The organism is Streptomyces sp. P9-2 (assembly GCF_051903975.1).
In the GTDB taxonomy this organism is placed as follows: Bacteria; Actinomycetota; Actinomycetes; order Streptomycetales; family Streptomycetaceae; genus Streptomyces; species Streptomyces cellulosae.
Window position 1 is genome coordinate 950,015 of the sequence record NZ_CP192633.1, and the last position, 16,244, is coordinate 966,258.

At 72.1% G+C, this 16,244-nt stretch carries 14 protein-coding genes and 2 pseudogenes; 3 read left to right on the plus strand and 13 right to left on the minus strand.

The window, feature by feature from the left end; all coding sequences use genetic code 11:
- Positions 1 to 4: 4 nt before the first annotated feature.
- Positions 5 to 1,927: an AMP-dependent synthetase/ligase gene (locus tag ACQY0Z_RS04445; RefSeq protein ID WP_254585646.1), complete on the minus strand. Its 1,923-nt coding sequence runs from the start codon at positions 1,925 to 1,927 to the stop codon at positions 5 to 7.
- Between the two features lie 241 nt (positions 1,928 to 2,168).
- Positions 2,169 to 3,455 (minus strand): acetyl-CoA C-acetyltransferase, encoded by a 1,287-nt coding sequence (locus tag ACQY0Z_RS04450; protein WP_381724440.1) that lies wholly within the window; start codon positions 3,453 to 3,455, stop codon positions 2,169 to 2,171.
- A 100-nt stretch (positions 3,456 to 3,555) separates the two neighbouring features.
- Here ACQY0Z_RS04450 and ACQY0Z_RS04455 point away from each other — a divergent pair, with 100 nt between their 5' ends.
- Together ACQY0Z_RS04455 and ACQY0Z_RS04460 are read left to right on the plus strand one after the other, a co-directional pair.
- Complete coding sequence (locus ACQY0Z_RS04455) at positions 3,556 to 4,863, plus strand: 3-oxoacyl-ACP reductase (protein ID WP_439811861.1); 1,308 nt, start codon at positions 3,556 to 3,558, stop codon at positions 4,861 to 4,863.
- Position 4,864: 1 nt separating this feature from the next.
- Complete coding sequence (locus ACQY0Z_RS04460) at positions 4,865 to 5,725, plus strand: MaoC/PaaZ C-terminal domain-containing protein (RefSeq protein ID WP_439811862.1); 861 nt, start codon at positions 4,865 to 4,867, stop codon at positions 5,723 to 5,725.
- On the opposite strand, the gene ACQY0Z_RS04465 is transcribed toward ACQY0Z_RS04460, so the two are convergent.
- From ACQY0Z_RS04465 to ACQY0Z_RS04495, 7 genes and pseudogenes are all read right to left on the minus strand, one after another.
- On the minus strand, positions 5,695 to 6,387 hold the full coding sequence (locus tag ACQY0Z_RS04465) for a TetR/AcrR family transcriptional regulator (protein WP_019524426.1): 693 nt from the start codon (positions 6,385 to 6,387) through the stop codon (positions 5,695 to 5,697). The two genes, ACQY0Z_RS04460 and ACQY0Z_RS04465, sit on opposite strands and share 31 nt — an antisense overlap.
- Before the next feature lie 23 nt (positions 6,388 to 6,410).
- Positions 6,411 to 7,736, minus strand: coding sequence for an SPFH domain-containing protein (locus tag ACQY0Z_RS04470; protein ID WP_439811863.1), 1,326 nt, complete (start codon positions 7,734 to 7,736; stop codon positions 6,411 to 6,413).
- Complete coding sequence (locus ACQY0Z_RS04475; protein WP_439811864.1) at positions 7,733 to 9,391, minus strand: SPFH domain-containing protein; 1,659 nt, start codon at positions 9,389 to 9,391, stop codon at positions 7,733 to 7,735. The genes ACQY0Z_RS04470 and ACQY0Z_RS04475 overlap by 4 nt, the downstream gene beginning before the upstream one ends.
- Before the next feature lie 165 nt (positions 9,392 to 9,556).
- A complete protein-coding gene (locus tag ACQY0Z_RS04480; protein WP_254585651.1) occupies positions 9,557 to 10,876 on the minus strand; it encodes a dicarboxylate/amino acid:cation symporter in 1,320 nt (439 codons plus the stop codon).
- A 61-nt stretch (positions 10,877 to 10,937) separates the two neighbouring features.
- Entirely contained in the window at positions 10,938 to 11,039 is a 102-nt protein-coding gene (locus ACQY0Z_RS04485; protein WP_337662763.1) for a putative leader peptide, read from the minus strand.
- Between the two features lie 152 nt (positions 11,040 to 11,191).
- A complete protein-coding gene (locus tag ACQY0Z_RS04490) occupies positions 11,192 to 11,509 on the minus strand; it encodes a DUF4229 domain-containing protein (RefSeq protein ID WP_189903331.1) in 318 nt (105 codons plus the stop codon).
- Positions 11,510 to 11,627: 118 nt separating this feature from the next.
- Positions 11,628 to 11,879, minus strand: a pseudogene (locus ACQY0Z_RS04495) (GNAT family N-acetyltransferase); the annotation flags it as partial.
- A gap of 106 nt (positions 11,880 to 11,985) precedes the next feature.
- Between ACQY0Z_RS04495 and ACQY0Z_RS04500 the strand changes: the two are divergent.
- The gene (locus tag ACQY0Z_RS04500) at positions 11,986 to 12,942 is read left to right on the plus strand and encodes an IS481 family transposase (RefSeq protein WP_439811865.1); all 957 of its coding nucleotides are present in this window, start codon (positions 11,986 to 11,988) and stop codon (positions 12,940 to 12,942) included.
- On the opposite strand, the pseudogene ACQY0Z_RS04505 reads toward ACQY0Z_RS04500, so the two are convergent.
- From ACQY0Z_RS04505 to ACQY0Z_RS04520, 4 genes and pseudogenes are all read right to left on the minus strand, one after another.
- Positions 12,939 to 13,217: pseudogene (locus ACQY0Z_RS04505) on the minus strand (GNAT family N-acetyltransferase); the annotation flags it as partial. The gene ACQY0Z_RS04500 and the pseudogene ACQY0Z_RS04505 overlap by 4 nt on opposite strands.
- A 469-nt stretch (positions 13,218 to 13,686) precedes the next feature.
- On the minus strand, positions 13,687 to 14,850 hold the full coding sequence (mqnE, locus tag ACQY0Z_RS04510) for an aminofutalosine synthase MqnE (protein ID WP_254585652.1): 1,164 nt from the start codon (positions 14,848 to 14,850) through the stop codon (positions 13,687 to 13,689).
- A gap of 49 nt (positions 14,851 to 14,899) precedes the next feature.
- Positions 14,900 to 15,358, minus strand: a complete 459-nt coding sequence (locus tag ACQY0Z_RS04515) for an Lrp/AsnC family transcriptional regulator (RefSeq protein ID WP_254585671.1) — start codon at positions 15,356 to 15,358, stop codon at positions 14,900 to 14,902.
- A gap of 113 nt (positions 15,359 to 15,471) precedes the next feature.
- A complete protein-coding gene (locus ACQY0Z_RS04520) occupies positions 15,472 to 16,158 on the minus strand; it encodes a UbiX family flavin prenyltransferase (protein ID WP_078504653.1) in 687 nt (228 codons plus the stop codon).
- Positions 16,159 to 16,244: the final 86 nt, after the last annotated feature.

The following is a 16,244-nucleotide window of genomic DNA, read 5'->3' on the forward strand; positions in this document are numbered from 1 at the left end:
CGGGTCACCTCGTGTACAGCGCCTCCACGTCGTCCGCGAAGTCCTTCAGGATCGCCTCGCGGCGCAGCTTCATCGACGGCGTGAGATGGCCGGCCTCCTCGGTGAAGTCCACGGGGAGGACGGCGAAGCGCCGGATGGACTCCGGGCGGGACAGCATCTTGTTGGCCTCGTCGACGGCGCGCTGCAGGATCGCCCGCAGTTCCTCGTCGTCGACGAGGAGCTTCGCGGGGACGGGGTGCTTGCCGTTCATCCGGCGCCAGTGGGTGATGCCGTCGAGGTCGAGGGTGATCAGGGCGGTCACGTAGGGGCGGTGGTCACCGAGGACCATCACCTGGGAGATCAGGGGGTGGGAGCGGAGCCAGTTCTCCAGCGGGGCCGGGGCGACGCTCTTGCCGCCCGCGGTGATGATCAGTTCCTTCTTGCGGCCGGTGATGGTCAGATAGCCCTCGTCGTCCAGCTCGCCGATGTCGCCGGTGGCGAACCAGCCGTCACGGGTGGCGGGCACGACGCCGCCCGCCTGCGGGTCCCAGTAGCCGCGCAGCACGTGCTCGCCGGAGACCAGGACCTCGCCGTCCGCCGCGATGCGGATCTTCGTGCCGGGCAGGGGCCAGCCGACGGTGCCCAGGCGGGGCTTCAGCGGGGGTGTCACGGTGGAGGCGCCGGTGGTCTCGGTGAGGCCGTAGCCCTCGAAGATCTCGATGCCGGCCCCGGCGTAGAAGGCGGCGAGGTCGCGGCCCAGCGGGGAGCCGCCGCAGATGGCGTAGCGGACTCGGCCGCCCATGGCGTTGCGGATTCTTCGGTAGACCAGCGGGTCGTAGAAGGCGCGGGCCGTCTTCAGGGAGCGGGAGGGGCCGCTGCCGGTGCCGGTCTGCCGGGCCTCCAGGGCCTCGCCGTAGCGGCGGGCCACCGTGGCCGCGCGGTCGAAGGTGGACCGGCGGCCGCCCGACTCGGCCTTGGCGCGGGCGGAGTTGAACACCTTCTCCAGCATGTACGGGATGGTGAGCAGGCAGGTGGGCCGGAAGCTCGCCAGGTCGGGCAGCAGGTCCTCGGCGGCCAGGCTGGGCGCGTGCCCGAGCCGCACCCGGGCGCGTACGCAGGCGATGGCGACCATACGGCCGAAGACGTGGGACATGGGGAGGAAGAGCAGGACCGACGCCTCGTCGTTCGTACGGTCCCGGAAGACCGGGTAGAGCAGCTCGATGGCGTTGTCCACCTCGGCGAAGAAGTTGCCGTGGGTGAGGGCGCAGCCCTTGGGGCGGCCGGTGGTGCCGGAGGTGTGGACGAGGGTGGCGAGGGTGTCGGGGCCGAGCATGCCCCGGCGCACCTCGATCTCGTGGTCGGGTATGTGCGCGCCGGCGTCGGTGAGGGCGTCGACGTGCCCCTTCTCCATGACCCACACGTGCCGCAGGTCGGGCAGGTGCGGCAGTTCAGGGCCGATCGCGGCGGCCTGGCCGGCGGTCTCGGTGAACAGGGCGACGGCGCCGGAGTCCTGGAGGATCCAGCGGGCCTGGTAGGCGGACGAGGTCGGGTAGACGGGGACGGTGACCAGGCCGGCGGCCCAGGCGGCGAAGTCCAGGACGGTCCACTCGTAGACCGTGCGGGCCATGATCGCGATGCGGTCGCCCGGTGTCAGACCCTCGGCGACGAGTCCCTTCGCGGCGGCCAGGACCTCGGCGGCGAACTGCTCCGCCGTGACGTCCCGCCAGGAGCCGTCCCCGGTCCTGCGGCTGAGGACGACGTCGCCGGGCGCGACGTCCGCGTTCTCGAACGGCAGGTCGGCGAGGGATCCGTGCCGCACCGGCTGCGCGAACGGCGGTACGGACGCCTCGCGGACGGCCCCGTCCAGCCGGCGGGTGGCCGGCGGCACGAGGACGGGCGCTCCGTGGACGTCGGCGTCGAGAGCGGTGGCGTGGTGCGGGGTGGACACGGGCGGCTCCTGGGGCGTGCAGGCGAACTGCGGGGTGCCACGACGTACGTGCCTCGCACGCCGAGGCGCTCACCGGAGGCGTCCGCGGCTCGGGACGCCACCGGTCGTGCGGAGATCGTACGGCTCTGGCGTGAGGGGTTCGTGCCGGTTCGGAGGTGGAGCGGGATCAAGCGTGTGCAGTGTCGGGGGTTACGTGAGGGTCACTCAGGTATGCCCCCGTCCGGGGCGGGATCGGCGCTGTTCAGGGCCGTTCCAGGACGGCCGTGACGCCCTGTCCGCCGGCGGCGCAGATCGAGATCAGACCGCGGCCGGGGGCGTCCCGTTCGGCGAGCAGCTTGGCGAGGGTCGCCACGATGCGGGCGCCGGTGGCGGCGAAGGGGTGGCCGGTGGCGAGCGAGGAGCCGGCCACGTTCAGCCGGGCCCGGTCGACGGGCGGCAGGCCGCGCTTCTCCCAGGCGGCCAGGGTGGCGAGCACCTGCGAGGCGAACGCCTCGTGCACCTCGACCAGGTCGAAGTCGTCCAGGCCGAGACCCGCCCGCTCCAGCATGCGCGGGACGGCGTAGGCGGGTGCCATCAGCAGGCCGTCCTCGCCGTCGGCGACGTCGCCGTGCACGAAGTCGACGGCGGCCGTCTCGTACGCGGTGAGGTACGCCAGCGGCTGAAGGCCGCGCTCCTCGGCCCACTCCTCGCTCGCCAGCAGGACGACGGCGGCGCCGTCGGTGAGCGGGGTCGAGTTGCCCGCCGTCATGGTGGGTTCGGGTCCGTCGACGCCGAACACCGGCTTCAGCGTGGCGAGTTTCTCCACCGTGGAGCCGGGGCGCAGGTTCTGGTCGCGGGCCAGACCGCGGAAGGGCACCACCAGGTCCTGGAAGAAGCCGCGTTCGTAGGCGGCGGCGAGCCGCTGGTGGCTGGTCGCGGCGAGTTCGTCCTGGGCCTCGCGGGTGATGCCCCAGGCGCGGGCGGTGACGGCGGCGTGCTCGCCCATGGACAGACCGGTGCGCGGCTCGGCGTTGCGCGGGATGTCGGGCACGAGGTGACCGGGCCGCACCTTGGCGAGCGCCTTGAGGCGGGCGCCGAGGGACGTGGCACGGCGCGCCTCCAGCAGCACCTTGCGCAGGTCGTCGTTGACGCCCAGGGGCGCGTCGCTCGCGGTGTCGGAGCCGCCGGCGACCGCGGCCTCGGTCTGGCCGAGGGCGATCTTGTTGGCGGCGGCGATCACGGCCTGGAGTCCGGTGCCGCAGGCCTGCTGGACGTCGTAGGCGGGAGTGCGGGCGTCGAGGCGGGAGCCGAGGACGGTCTCGCGGGCGAGGTTGAAGTCGCGGCTGTGCTTGAGGACCGCGCCGGCCACGAACTCGTCCACCGCGCCCGGCCGTTCGAGGCCGTAGCGCTCGACGAGGCCGTCCAGGGCGGCGGTGAGCATCTCCTGGTTGGAGGCGGTGGCGTAGGGCCCGTCGGAGCGGGCGAACGGGACGCGGCTGCCGCCGATGACCGCGACGCGCCGCACGGTGGCCGGCTTCAGGGTGCTCATCTCGACCTGCTCCTCAACCGTGACATAGGCTTACCTCCGGTAACCTTACTCCAGAGTCAGCACTGAGCGAGCCCCTCGCCCGCACACCTGGGAGTCCCCGATGGCCGACCGCTATCTGAGCTTCACCGGCACCGCGCCGGGCCGCTTCCTCACGCGCCGCCTGGGGCTGCCCCGGCCCGCACCGCTGCGCCGCTGGTCGGCCGAGCGTCCGGCGCTGGACGGCGGGCTGCTCCACCTCACCGCGGGCGCCTCCCGCCTCGACCTCGCCCCCGTCCTCGCCCGCACCGGGCTTCCCACCGACGAGGCCGCCGGAAAGCCCGCCGCGGTCGTCCTGGACGCCACGGGGGTGCGCACCGTCGCGGACCTCGACGAGGTGCACGCCGCCCTGCACCCCGTCGTCCGGTCGGTCGCCGAGAGCGGCCGGATCGTCGTGCTCGGCGCGCCGCTCGACGCCGCCGACCACCACCAGGCCGCCGTGCAGCAGGCGCTGGAGGGCTTCACCCGCTCCCTCGGCAAGGAGACCGGCGGAGGCAGGACCGTCAACCTGGTCCGCCTCACCGACGCCTCCGCCGCCGAGTCCACCCTGCGCTTCCTGCTCTCCCCCAAGTCCGCCTACGTCAGCGGCCAGGTCATCACCGTCGGCGACCAGGAGAGCCCCGCCCCCGAGGACGCCGACCGCCCCCTGTCCGGCCGCACCGCCCTGGTCACCGGTGCCGCGCGGGGCATCGGCGAGGCCGTCGCCGCGACCCTGGCCCGGGACGGCGCCGAGGTGGTCGTGCTCGACGTGCCGCAGGCCGAGGAGGACGCCCGCCGGGTGGCCGAACGGATCGGCGGGAGCGTGCTGCTGCTCGACATGACCGCCGCCGACGCGGGCACCCGCATCGCCGAGGCCCTCCCCGGCGGCCTGGACGTCCTCGTCCACAACGCGGGCATCACCCGCGACCGCCGCCTGGTCAACATGCCGAAGGACCGCTGGAGTTCGGTGCTGGACGTCAACCTCGGCAGCGTGCTGCGCACCACGGACGCGCTCCTGGAGGCCGGGGCGCTGCGCCGCGACGGCCGGATCGTCGCCACCGCCTCCATCGCGGGCATCGCCGGGAACGCAGGACAGACCAACTACGGCGCGAGCAAGGCCGGTGTCACCGGCTTCGTCCGCGCCCTCGCGCCCCGCGCGCTCGCCGAGCACGGTGTGACGGTGAACGCGGTCGCGCCCGGCTTCATCGAGACGAAGATGACGGCCGCCGTGCCCCTGTTCATCCGGGAGGCCGGACGCCGGATGAACTCCCTCGCGCAGGGCGGTCTGCCCGTCGACGTGGCCGAGACCACCGCCTGGTTCGCCCACCCCGGCTCGGGCGCGGTCAACGGCCAGGTCGTGCGCGTCTGCGGCCAGAGCCTGCTGGGGGCGTGACATGACGACCACCCCGCCGGAGCGGGCCGAGGCCGTCCTCACCCGCTCCCCGTCCCTCGCCCCGCTGCTCGCCCGCGGCGCGGTCCTCTCGCCGTTCCGCCGCCCGGACCCGTCCGCCGCGCACCCCCGCACCCGGCTGGTGCTGCCGGGCCTGCGCCCCGACCCGGCGAAGCTGGCCGCGTACGCCAAGGTGTGCGGCTTCCCCGCCGCCACGGACACCCTGCCGGTGACCTATCCGCACGTGCTGGGCTTCCCCCTGGCGATGCGGCTGATGAGCGCCCGCGGCTTCCCGCTGCCGCTGCTCGGGCTCGTGCACACGTCGATCGGCGTCACCCGGCACCGCGCCACCCCGTCCGCCGCCTTCTACGACCTCACCGTGTACGTCGACGGACTGGCCCCGCACCGGCGCGGCACCGAGGCGGCCGTGGTCACGGAACTGCGCTCCGGCGACGAGCTGGTGTGGGAGTCGCGCAGCACATACCTGGCCCGGCACAGGACGACGGGTGCGAAGGAGCAGACGCGGACCGAGGAGGGTCCCGAGCTGCCCGCCGTCGAGGAGTGGCGGCTCCCCGGTGACCTGGGCCGCCGCTACGGCGCCGCCTCCGGCGACCGCAACCCGATCCACCTGCACCCGCTCACCGCGCGCCTCTTCGGCTTCCCCCGCGCCATCGCGCACGGCATGTGGACCGTCGCCCGCTGCCTCGCCGCCCACGGCGTCCCGGACGCGGCCGAGGTCAAGGCGGAGTTCCGGGCGCCGGTGCTGCTGCCCGGGACGGTGACGTACGCGGCGGACGGCGGGCGGTTCGCCCTGCGCGGGGGCCGCGGCCGGGTTCACCTCACCGGCGAGGTGACCTCGCTCTGAGGCGCCGGGGCGTCCGCGCCGTCGTCGGGCGGGGTCCAGTGCCGCCCCGCCATCAGGTCGCCGAGCCCCGCCCACGCGAAGTTCATCAGCGTGGTCGCCGCCTGCCGGGCGGAGACACCCGGGGTGGCATTGGCCCAGTCGGCGAGCGACTCGGCCGCCCCGACCAGCGCCTCCGCCAGCCCGGACACCTCCGCCTCCCGCAGGTCGGGGTCGCGGTGGGCCTCCCGCGCGGCGGCCAGGATGAGCTGCGTCACGAACGCGACGATCTCCGTGCGCATCGCCGCCACCTCGGCGGCGAACACCTCGCCGTGGGTGCGCGCCTGGAGGTGCAGCACCGCCCAGCCGTCGGGACGGCGGGCGGTGTGCTCGAAGAACGCGGTCAGGCCCGACCAGAGCTGCCGGTCCGCCGGCAGTCCGGGCCGGGCCCCCGCGCGTACCGCCTCGGTGAGCGCCCTGGCCTCACGGCGGATGCACGCGGTGAACAGGTCCTCCTTGGAGTTGAGGTACAGATACACCAACGGCTTGGACACGCCCGCCAGTTCGGCGATCTCGTCCATCGACGCGGCCATGTACCCCCGGTTCCCGAAGGTCCGTACGGCTGCGTCCAGCATCTGCTGTTCACGGACCGCACGCGGCATCCGCTTCGTCTTCACGGCACCCATGGGACACAGCGTACGGTCAGCCGCTACCGCTGGTCGTGGCCGCCGTCCTCCGCCGACAGCAGCGCACCGGCGTTCAGCACCCGGTCGCCCGACGTGAGCCGGGGCAGCAGCTGCGCGGTGAACAGCGTGGACAGCGCCGAGGTGTCGGTGCCGCCGTCGGTGCGCACCACCACAGGACGCGGCGCCTTCTCCGCCAGTCGTGAGCCGACCTCGAGCCGCCTGCGGGCCAGCTCGTACCGGAGCACCGCCCGGTTGTCCCGGTACGCCTTGGCGAGGGCCTGCTGGGCGCGGGCCTCGTTCTCCGCGGCGATCAGACCGCTGCGGCCGCGCGTCTCGATCTCGAAACGCACCCGCTGGGCCTCGGTCTCCTGCCGCTCCAGCAGCTGGGCGACCTCCTCACGGGCCCGGTTCAGCGCGGCCCGCACCTCGACGATCCGGGCGTCGCGGATCTTCTTCGCCCGCTCGATGTCCATGCCGAGGCTGTCGATACGGCGCTTGCGGATCAGGCCCCACTCCTGCTCGTAGGCGGTGCGCTCCTTGGCGACCTGCTCACGGGTGGCGAGGTGCTGCTGGTACTGCGCCGGGAGCTGCACGTCCGGGATGTTGCAGCCGGTGACGCGCACGCCGTAGCGGTCCAGCTGGCGGTTGAGCAGGTCCTGCATGTCGGCGACGTCCGAGCCGCGCAGGTCGTAGGCGCGCTCGGTGCGCACCTTGCGGGCCCGCTGCCGGATCGCGTCCTGCACGGCGCTGGACAGCACCAGGTCGAAGTTGCCGGCGCCGATGGTGCGGACGAACAGCACCGCGTCGGTGATGCGGAACTTCAGGAAGAACTCGATGGAGCGCAGCGGCACGTTCTCCTGCGTGGGGCAGGCCATGACGGGCGCCGAGTACGGGATCTCGGTGGCCGTGTCGACGACGAAGTCGACCCGCGACCACGGGTGCCACAGGTAGTGCCGGCCCGCGTCCAGGGTGCGGACGACGGCCCCGTACCGGGTGAGCACGCCGTGGGTGCCCTGCTCGATCTCGACGATCGAGGAGCGCCACCACCACAGCCCGCCGATCACCAGCAGCAGCATGCCGAAGGTGTAGGACAGGGTGGCGAGGGCGCCGGCGGCCATGCCGCCGAGCCCGTCGGAACCGGACTCCTTCAGGGACAGCATCACGCCGGTCAGCAGCGCGTACGCGCCGACCCACAGCGGGAGCATCCACCACAGGCGGCGGCGGTGCTTGGGGATGATGACCGGCAGCAGGGTGCCGGCCTCGCCGCCGCGCAGCAGGCGGGCGATGTCGCCCCAGGGCGCGACGGCCTCGGAGATGACCGAACGACGGTGACTGCGGACAGAACTCACGCCTGGACCTCCTCGGCTGCGGCGCCTGCGGGCGCCTCGTTGGTGTCGCCCTCGGCGGGCTCGCCCGGCATCTGCGGCACGACGGTCGGCCGCTCGGCCTCCAGCAGCTCGGTGATCTCCTCCTGACGGGAGGCGATCCGCGCGGACACCTCCGCCAGCCGCTCCCGTACGGCGGCCATCTCGGCGTCGTCGAACAGCTCGGCGCCGCGCTCGCCCACGAGTTCGCGGGCCAGCTCCAGGAAGTCGATCCCGGCCGCCGCGTCGCCCCCGCCGCCGATGCGCACCAGGCGCGGCAGATGGTCGGCAACCTCTTCCAGGGTGTCGAGCACCTGCTGCTGGTAGCGGTACTCCAGGATCTCCGGCGCCTCCGCGGCGGTCACCGCGCGGATGTCCAGGGCCTGCGCCTCCAGCAGGGCCGCGTTGGCCTTCGCCTCGGACTCGGCCTGCACGTAGCGCTGGCGGGCCAACGCCTCGGCACGGTTGGTCTCGCGCTCCACGGCGGTGTCCATCTGCGCCTGGTACTGGGCGATGTCGGCCTGGATCGCGGACAGCGTCTCGTGACTGGAGGCGAGCTCGCGGTTGAGGTCGCCCTCGTCCTGCTCCTTGCGCAGCTGGAGCGCGTACTCGTGGGTGTACGCCTCCTTCGCCATGCGCACCATCTCGGGCGCGGCCAGGTCCATCCGGTAACGGCGGTCCGCGGGCTCGGCGTGCGTGATGTTGGCGTTGGTCAGCTCCACGGCGGGGCGGAACTGCTGGTTCAGCTGCTCGAGCAGCCGACCGCTGTCCTCGCCGACCATGTCGTAGATGCCGGCCGCCTCCTGCTCGTAGATCAGGCTGCGGATGGTCTCGCTGACCGCGTTGCCCAGCTTCTCCTCGAAGCCGCGCACCGCGCCGAGGGTGTAGACGAACTCCACCGGGTCGCTGATCCGGAACTGGATGAACAGGTCGATGGACGCCTTCACCCCACCCTTGGTGGGGGCCTCCCGCACCGGCGCGTTGAACGGGTACTCGCGGGTCGTGTTGACGATGTACGACACCCGCTTCCAGGGACTCAGCAGGGTGACCCGCCCCGGTCCCACGACCTTCTCCAGCTTGCCGAACCGGGTGATCATCGCCTGGCAGCCGTCCGGCACCATGACCAGGCCCTGCCGCCACCACACGAACGCGACCGCGGCCACCGCGATCAGCCAGTAGTGCAGCCCGAACAGCGGCGAGGTCACGCTCCAGCCCCCGGCCGCGGACACGACCGACGTGCCGACCAGCCCGATGACCAGCAGCGACAGCACCGGCAGCATGGACAACAGCGAGCGGCCCCTGGGCATCACCATCGGGTAGATGGCGTGCACGGTCTCGCCGCCCTCCCGCAGCTGCTCGCTGCGGCTCAGCGCCTCGCCGGCCTCGTCCAGCGACACGGACTTCTGCCGCATCACGGTGTCGACGGAACTGCCGTCCTGCTCCCGCGCGGCCGGGAAGTCGGCCGGATCCATGCCCTCGCCCGTCTCGAACCGCTCGCCCTCGCCCGAGTCGCCCGACGGCTGCCCGCCGCCGGCTCCGGTGCGCCGGAGCAGCTCGTCCCGCGCCGCGGCCCGCGGATCCGCGCCCCCGGCGACCGACTGTGCGACGTTGCGTAGGCTCTGCGCCCGCGTTCGTGCCACGGGGTCCCCCTTCGCCTGTGGTGCCCTCCCCGCACTGGGTCGCGGGGAATCGTGTGGTCCGGTGATCACACACCACGAGGCCGCCCATGCATAAGGGGCGCACCCCAGCAACGGTCACCCGTGTCTCGTTGCCGGGATGCGCCCCTGGGCGCGGTCGCGAAGGCGTCACGCCGTCGCGGCCACCGGGCGGGCGTCCTCCACCTCGGGGGTCTCGTCGACCGGGGAGGCGTGGACCGCGTTGTACTTGTCGCGGTCCAGCAGGTTCTCGCGGGCGGAGACGATGACCGGGACCAGGACCTGGCCGGCGACGTTCGTCGCGGTGCGGATCATGTCCAGGATCGGGTCGACGGCGAGGAGCAGGCCCACGCCCTCCATCGGCAGGCCGAGGGTGGAGAGGGTGAGGGTCAGCATGACCGTCGCGCCGGTGAGGCCGGCCGTGGCGGCGGAGCCCACCACCGACACGAACGCGATCAGCAGGTAGTCGCCGACGCCGAGCGGGACGTCGAAGATCTGCGCGACGAAGATCGCGGCGATGGCCGGGTAGATCGCGGCGCAGCCGTCCATCTTCGTGGTCGCGCCGAACGGCACGGCGAAGCTCGCGTACTCCTTGGGGACGCCCAGGCGCTCGGTGACCTTCTGGGTCAGCGGCATGGTGCCGACGGAGGAGCGGGAGACGAACGCCAGCTGGATCGCGGGCCAGGCGCCCTTGAAGAACTGCACCGGGCCGACCTTGGCGACGGTCGCGAGCAGCGCCGGGTAGACGCCGAAGAGGACGATCAGGCAGCCGACGTAGATGTCGGCGGTGAACGTGGCGTACTTGCCGATCAGGTCCCAGCCGTAGGTGGCGATGGCGTTGCCGATGAGGCCGGCGGTGCCGAGCGGGGCCAGGCGGATGACCCACCACAGGGCTTTCTGCAGCAGCTCCAGGACGGATTCGCTGAGGGTGAGGATCGGCTGGGCCTTCTCACCGAGCTGGAGGGCGGCGATGCCGGCGACGGCGGCCATGAAGACGATCTGCAGCACGTTCAGCTCGGTGAACGGCGTGATCACGTCGGTCGGCACGATGCCGGTGAGGAAGTCGATCCAGGAGCCGGTCTTCTCCGGCAGGCTGCCGTCGGCGGGGCTGAGGCCCGTGCCGGCACCCGGGTTGGTGATCAGGCCGATCGCGAGGCCGATCGCCACCGCGATCAGCGACGTGATCATGAACCAGAGGAGGGTCCGCGAGGCCAGCCGGGCCGCGTTGTTGACCTTCCTGAGGTTGGTGATGGAGACGAGGATCGCGAAGAAGACCAGCGGGGCGACGGCCAGCTTCAGCAGGCCGACGAAGGTGCCGCCGACCTTCTCCAGGGTGGTGACCAGCCAGGACACGTCCTGGCTGCGGGCGATCCAGCCGAGCAGGACGCCGAGGGCGAGGCCGATGAGTATCTGGGCCCAGAAGGGCACGCGGACAGACCGCTTCAACTGCGTGTTCGAGGACACGGACATGCTCCGGTGAGGGGGGACGCGTGAGGGATGTGACGGGAAGGGCTCGGGGTGGGGCGCGGTGTCAGGCCTGACAGTTCGCGGCGGTGACCCGGCAGAGATCCACGTGCAGGCGCGCCACGAGCGGAACACTCCGGGGCGTGGGGAACACGGCTGCTGACTTCACCCGAAGACCGTAACACCTGAACTTTGAGAAGCTCAAAGCCTTACTTTGGAAGGCGGGAGGGCAGACGCACTCATAGAACGCAAAGCGCCCCGGTCTTCCCTGGTCGGGAGGAGTCCGGGGCGCCTGGGTGCGGTGGGCGGGAGTGGCGGACGTTACGACGTCTGCGCCTGACCCGAGGCCTGGCCCTGCGCACGGGCGGTGTCGTCGGCCGCGTCCTCCTGGGAGCGGTTGGCCTCCAGGTTGGCCTTGGCGCGCTCCACCCGGCGCACGATGCGCTCGGAGGCCCGGTCGCGTTCGTTGCGGAGGACGACGAAGCTGATCGGCGCGGAGATCAGCAGCGCGAGCAGCACGATCCACAGGCCGTTGGAGTCGCCGAGACCGCGCGGCGCGAGACCGGAGTAGACGAGGGCCCAGACGACAACGAGGCAGCCCGCGAAGATCCCGAGGCGCATCAGCGTGTAGCGGAGCATCTCATCCACTCTTCCGTGCGTACGGTCAGAAACGGTCCCTTACGGGACGACGTCCAGTGAAGCACGAGTGGCGGGCGATCTTTCAACGGGGTACGGGGCCGTACGGGGCTGTACGGGTTCACCTGAGGGTGAGGTGCATGATCACGTCGTCGCGGTCGTCGCCCGGCGCCACGCGGATCGCGTCCGGGACGCGGCCGACCTCCTTGTAGCCGCAGGACGCGTAGAAGCGTTCCAGGCCGAGACCGCCGCGGCAGCCGAGGCGGACGGCCTCGACGCCCTCCATGGTGCGTGCGGTGCGCCCGGCCTCGGCGAGGAGGTCTCGGCCGTGGCCCTTGCCCTGGTGGCGGGGGTGGACCATCACCGTGTAGATGTGTTGTCCGGGGACGTTGGTGACACGCGTGCTGGGTTCTTGAACGGGTGAGGGCCTCCGGGTTCGGTGTGGATTGCGACATCTGCACCGATCCGAGGAGGCCCTCGTGCCCCACCGTAATGCCCCGCTGACCGAGACCGGGCGTCTTCGCCTGGCCCGCTGTGTCGTCGACGACGGCTGGCCGCTGCGCCGGGCTGCCGAGCGTTTCCAGGTCAGCCACACCACCGCCGCCCGCTGGGCCACCCGCTACCGGCAGCTCGGCGTCGCCGGAATGAACGACCGCTCCAGCCGGCCCCACCACCAGCCCCGCAGGACGCCGGCCGAGATCGAGATGGAAGTCCTCCGGCTCCGGCGCGAACACCGCATCGGCCCGCTGCGGCTGGCCGTCCGGTGCCACATCGCGGCCTCCACCGCCCACCGCATCCTCCAGCGGCACGGCCAGCCGCCTCTGAGGGCCCTGGACCGGGCCACCGGCGAACCCGTCCGCCGCTACGAACGCGCCCGACCCGGCGAACTGGTCCACATCGACGTCAAGAAGCTCGGCAGGATCCCCGACGGCGGCGGCCACAAGACCCTCGGCCGGGCCGACGGCCACCGCAGCCGGACCAACGGCGCCGGCTGGGCCTACCTGCATACCGCCCTCGACGACCACAGCCGGATCGCCTACACCGAGGACCTGCCCGACGAGACCGCCCCGACCTGCGCAGCTTTCCTCGTCCGGGCCACGGCCTACTTCGCATCGCTGGGCATCCGCATCGAGCGGGTCCTGACCGACAACGCCTGGGCCTACAGCAAGAACACCTGGCGTGACACCTGCCGCGACCTGGGCATCAGCCCCCGCTGGACCAGGCCTTGGCGGCCCCAGACCAACGGCAAGGTCGAACGCTTCCACCGCACCCTGCTCGACGAATGGGCCTACCAGCGGCCCTACACCTCAGACCACGAGCGCAGGGAAGCGTTCACCGACTGGCTGCACTGGTACAACTACCACCGCCCCCACACCGGCATCGGCGGCCACCCACCAGCCAGCCGCGTCACCAACCTGCCCGGTCAGCACATGTAGAGCCAGATCCAGTGGGTCATCAGGGGGTGGGTGTTCCGCGTCAGGAACGCGGTGGCCGCGACGCGGTTCTCCTCGTCGTGCCCCACGACCAGGCGCGACCTGCCCTCCGCCATGTCCGTGAACTGCCGCAGCAGGGCGGGGCGGATCTCCTCCCGCGTCACGGGCGCGACGAAGCCGACGGCTCCGCCGGCGTTGGTGACATCGGTCCAGAGGTCGAGGATGCCGTCGCGGAGGGTGGGGGTGATGTCGGGGTCGGCGGTGAAGGTAAGGGGCATGTGGTGAGCGTAGCCCTTACCCTGACGGGCGCGCAGTCGAATTCCGGCCGCCCGCGGCACCGTTCCGGGTGCGGCCGGGTGGTGGGCCGGTCGCGCAGTTCCCCGCGCCCCTGAAATGCCCTGCGGGTGGTCGCGGGTTGCTCGCGCAGTTCCCCGCGCCCCTGGATTCCGGGTGCGGGCAGTCGCCGGTTCTTCGCGCCGTTCCCCGCGCCCCTGAAATCCCCTGCGGATGGTCGCGGGTTGCTCGCGCCGTTCCCCGCGCCCCTTCGGGGCGCGTTTACCACCGCCCCTCCAAGGGGGGCGCGCGGCACTGCGTGACAAGCCCTCACCGTCCGCCCTTCAGGGGCGCGGGGAACTGCGCGACAAGCCCCCACCGTGCCGCAGGTGACCCTGAAGGGGCGCGGGGAACTGCGCGACCGGCCGCCCACCCTGCCGCGGGCGGCGACGACCAGGAGCCCCCCGACGGGAGTCAGACCCGCATCGGCTGCGGGGACTCCCGGCGCGCCGGGTCGGGGCCGTCGTACTCGCGGATGATCTCGTACCGCGTATTCCTCTCCACCGGCCGGAACCCCGCGTCGCGGATCAGATCCAGCAGATCCTCCCGCGTCAGCTTGTTCGGCGTGCCGAAATTGTCCGCGTCGTGCGTGATCTTGTACTCGACCACCGACCCGTCCATGTCGTCCGCCCCGTGCTGCAGCGCCAGTTGCGCCGTCTGCACGCCGTGCATCACCCAGAACACCTTCACGTGCGGCACGTTGTCGAACAGCAGCCGCGACACCGCGAACGTCTTCAGCGCCTCCGCGCCCGTCGCCATCTGCGTGCGCGCCTGGAGCCGGTTGCGGACCTTGCCGTCCTTCAGGTCGACGAAGTCGTGCTGGTACCGCAGCGGGATGAAGACCTGGAAACCGCCGGTCTCGTCCTGGAGTTCACGCAGCCGCAGGACGTGGTCCACCCGGTGGCGCGGCTCCTCGATGTGGCCGTAGAGCATCGTGCAGGGCGTCTTGAGGCCCTTCTCGTGTGCCAGGCGGTGGATTCGCGACCAGTCCTCCCAGTGGGTGCGGTGGTCCACGATGTGCTGCCGGACCTCCCAGTCGAAGATCTCCGCGCCGCCGCCCGTGAGGGACTCGAGCCCCGCGTCGATGAGTTCGTCGAGGATCTCGCTCGCGCTCAGCCCCGAGATCGTCTCGAAGTGGTGGATCTCCGTGGCGGTGAACGCCTTCAGCGACACCTCCGGCAGCGCGGCCTTCAGCTCGCGCAGCGACCGCGGGTAGTAGCGCCACGGCAGGTTCGGGTGCAGGCCGTTGACGATGTGCAGCTCGGTGAGGTTCTCCGAGCGCATCTCCTCGGCGAGCTTCACCGCCTCCTCGATGCGCATCGTGTACGCATCCTTCTCCCCCGGCTTGCGCTGGAAGGAGCAGTACGCGCACGAGGCCGTGCACACGTTGGTCATGTTGAGGTGGCGGTTGACGTTGAAGTGCACGACGTCGCCGTTCTTCCGCGTCCGCACCTCGTGGGCGAGGCCGCCCAGCCACGCCAGGTCGTCCGACTCGTAGAGCGCGATGCCGTCCTCGCGGGTCAGCCGCTCACCGGAGCGGACCTTCTCCTCCAGCTCGCGCTTGAGCCCGACGTCCATGCCGTTACCTCTTTCCCAGAAGACAGACCCGTCCCACCGTACGCCCCGGTCAGCCGACCTCTTCGGGCAGCTCACCGACGCGGTTCTCCCACTTGGTGGAGAGCACGATCGTGGTACGGGTACGGGACACGCCCTTGGTGCCGGACAGCCGGCGGATGATCCTCTCCAGCCCGTCCACATCCGTGGCGCGCACCTTGAGCATGAACGAGTCGTCGCCGGCGATGAACCAGCAGTCCTCGATCTCCTGGAGGTCCTTCAGCCGCTGTGCCACGTCCTCGTGGTCGGCGGCGTCGGACAGGGAGATGCCGATGAGGGCGGTGACGCCGAGGCCGAGCGAGGCGGCGTCCACCGTGGCGCGGTAGCCGGTGATGACACCGGCCGCCTCCAGCCGGTTGATGCGGTCGGTGACGCTGGGTCCCGACAGACCGACGAGGCGCCCCAGCTCCGCGTAGGAGGCCCGGCCGTTCTCCCGCAGGGCCTGGATGAGCTGCCTGTCCACCGCGTCCATCGAATCGATGCCTTCCACTGAAGAGGTACGAAGTTTCCGAGAGGTGGTGCCGAGAGGTGGTGCCGTGAGGTGCGCCCCGGTCCGGCGGGGCGCCGGGCCCCGGGGCGGGTGGGTCAGTCGTCCGCGCGGGATCCTCCGCCGAGTTCGCCCTCCCAGCGGCGGTACAGCGTGTGGGGGACGCCCGCCGCGTCGAGTACGCGTCCGGCGACGAAGTCCACCAGGTCCTGGATGTGCGTCGCGCCCGCGTAGAAGGCCGGTGAGGCGGGCAGTACGGTGGCGCCCGCGTCGTCCAGCGTCACCAGGTGCCGCAGCGTCTGGCCGTTCAGCGGGGTCTCCCGTACGGCCACGACCAGGCGGCGGCCCTCCTTCAGGGTCACGCTCGCCGCCCGCTGCAGCAGGTCCTTGGACAGCCCGAGCGCCACCCCGGCGACGCTCGCCGTGGAGGCGGGCACGATCAGCATGCCCTTGCTCGGGTACGACCCCGAGGACGGCCCGGCCGCGAGGTCGCCGGCGGCCCAGTACCGCACGTCGTCGAGGTCGACGGAGAAGGTGTCCGGCTTGCCGTCCGCCCCCCGGGACAGCCATGCGCGCAGGTCGTCGCGCCAATGGGCGTCCCGGAAGGCGATCTTGGTCTCGTCCAGCAGGGTGAGCCGCGAGGCCCGGCTGACGACGAGGTCCACGCTCTCCCCGGCCGCGAGCAGCGCGCGCAGCACGGCCGCGGCGTAGGGGGTGCCGGAGGCGCCCGAGACCCCTACGATCCAAGGCGATCGCCGCGTCTCTCCTGGCTTGGCTGGGTTCACGGGACCGAGCCTATCCAAAGTCGCAGGACGGGAACCGGGCCAGGGTCTCCGGGCGTTCTCCCTCACAACGGCCCGGCGGTGGGGGT

Excerpts from the sequence above, each read along its gene's own strand:
- ACQY0Z_RS04450 (WP_381724440.1), bottom strand. The coding sequence starts at position 3,455 with ATGAGCACCCTGAAGCCGGCCACCGTGCGGCGCGTCGCGGTCATCGGC.
- ACQY0Z_RS04455 (WP_439811861.1), top strand. The coding sequence starts at position 3,556 with ATGGCCGACCGCTATCTGAGCTTCACCGGCACCGCGCCGGGCCGCTTC.
- ACQY0Z_RS04460 (WP_439811862.1), top strand. The coding sequence starts at position 4,865 with ATGACGACCACCCCGCCGGAGCGGGCCGAGGCCGTCCTCACCCGCTCC.
- ACQY0Z_RS04465 (WP_019524426.1), bottom strand. The coding sequence starts at position 6,387 with ATGGGTGCCGTGAAGACGAAGCGGATGCCGCGTGCGGTCCGTGAACAG.
- ACQY0Z_RS04480 (WP_254585651.1), bottom strand. The coding sequence starts at position 10,876 with ATGTCCGTGTCCTCGAACACGCAGTTGAAGCGGTCTGTCCGCGTGCCC.
- ACQY0Z_RS04490 (WP_189903331.1), bottom strand. The coding sequence starts at position 11,509 with ATGCTCCGCTACACGCTGATGCGCCTCGGGATCTTCGCGGGCTGCCTC.
- mqnE (WP_254585652.1), bottom strand. The coding sequence starts at position 14,850 with ATGGACGTCGGGCTCAAGCGCGAGCTGGAGGAGAAGGTCCGCTCCGGT.
- ACQY0Z_RS04515 (WP_254585671.1), bottom strand. The coding sequence starts at position 15,358 with ATGGACGCGGTGGACAGGCAGCTCATCCAGGCCCTGCGGGAGAACGGC.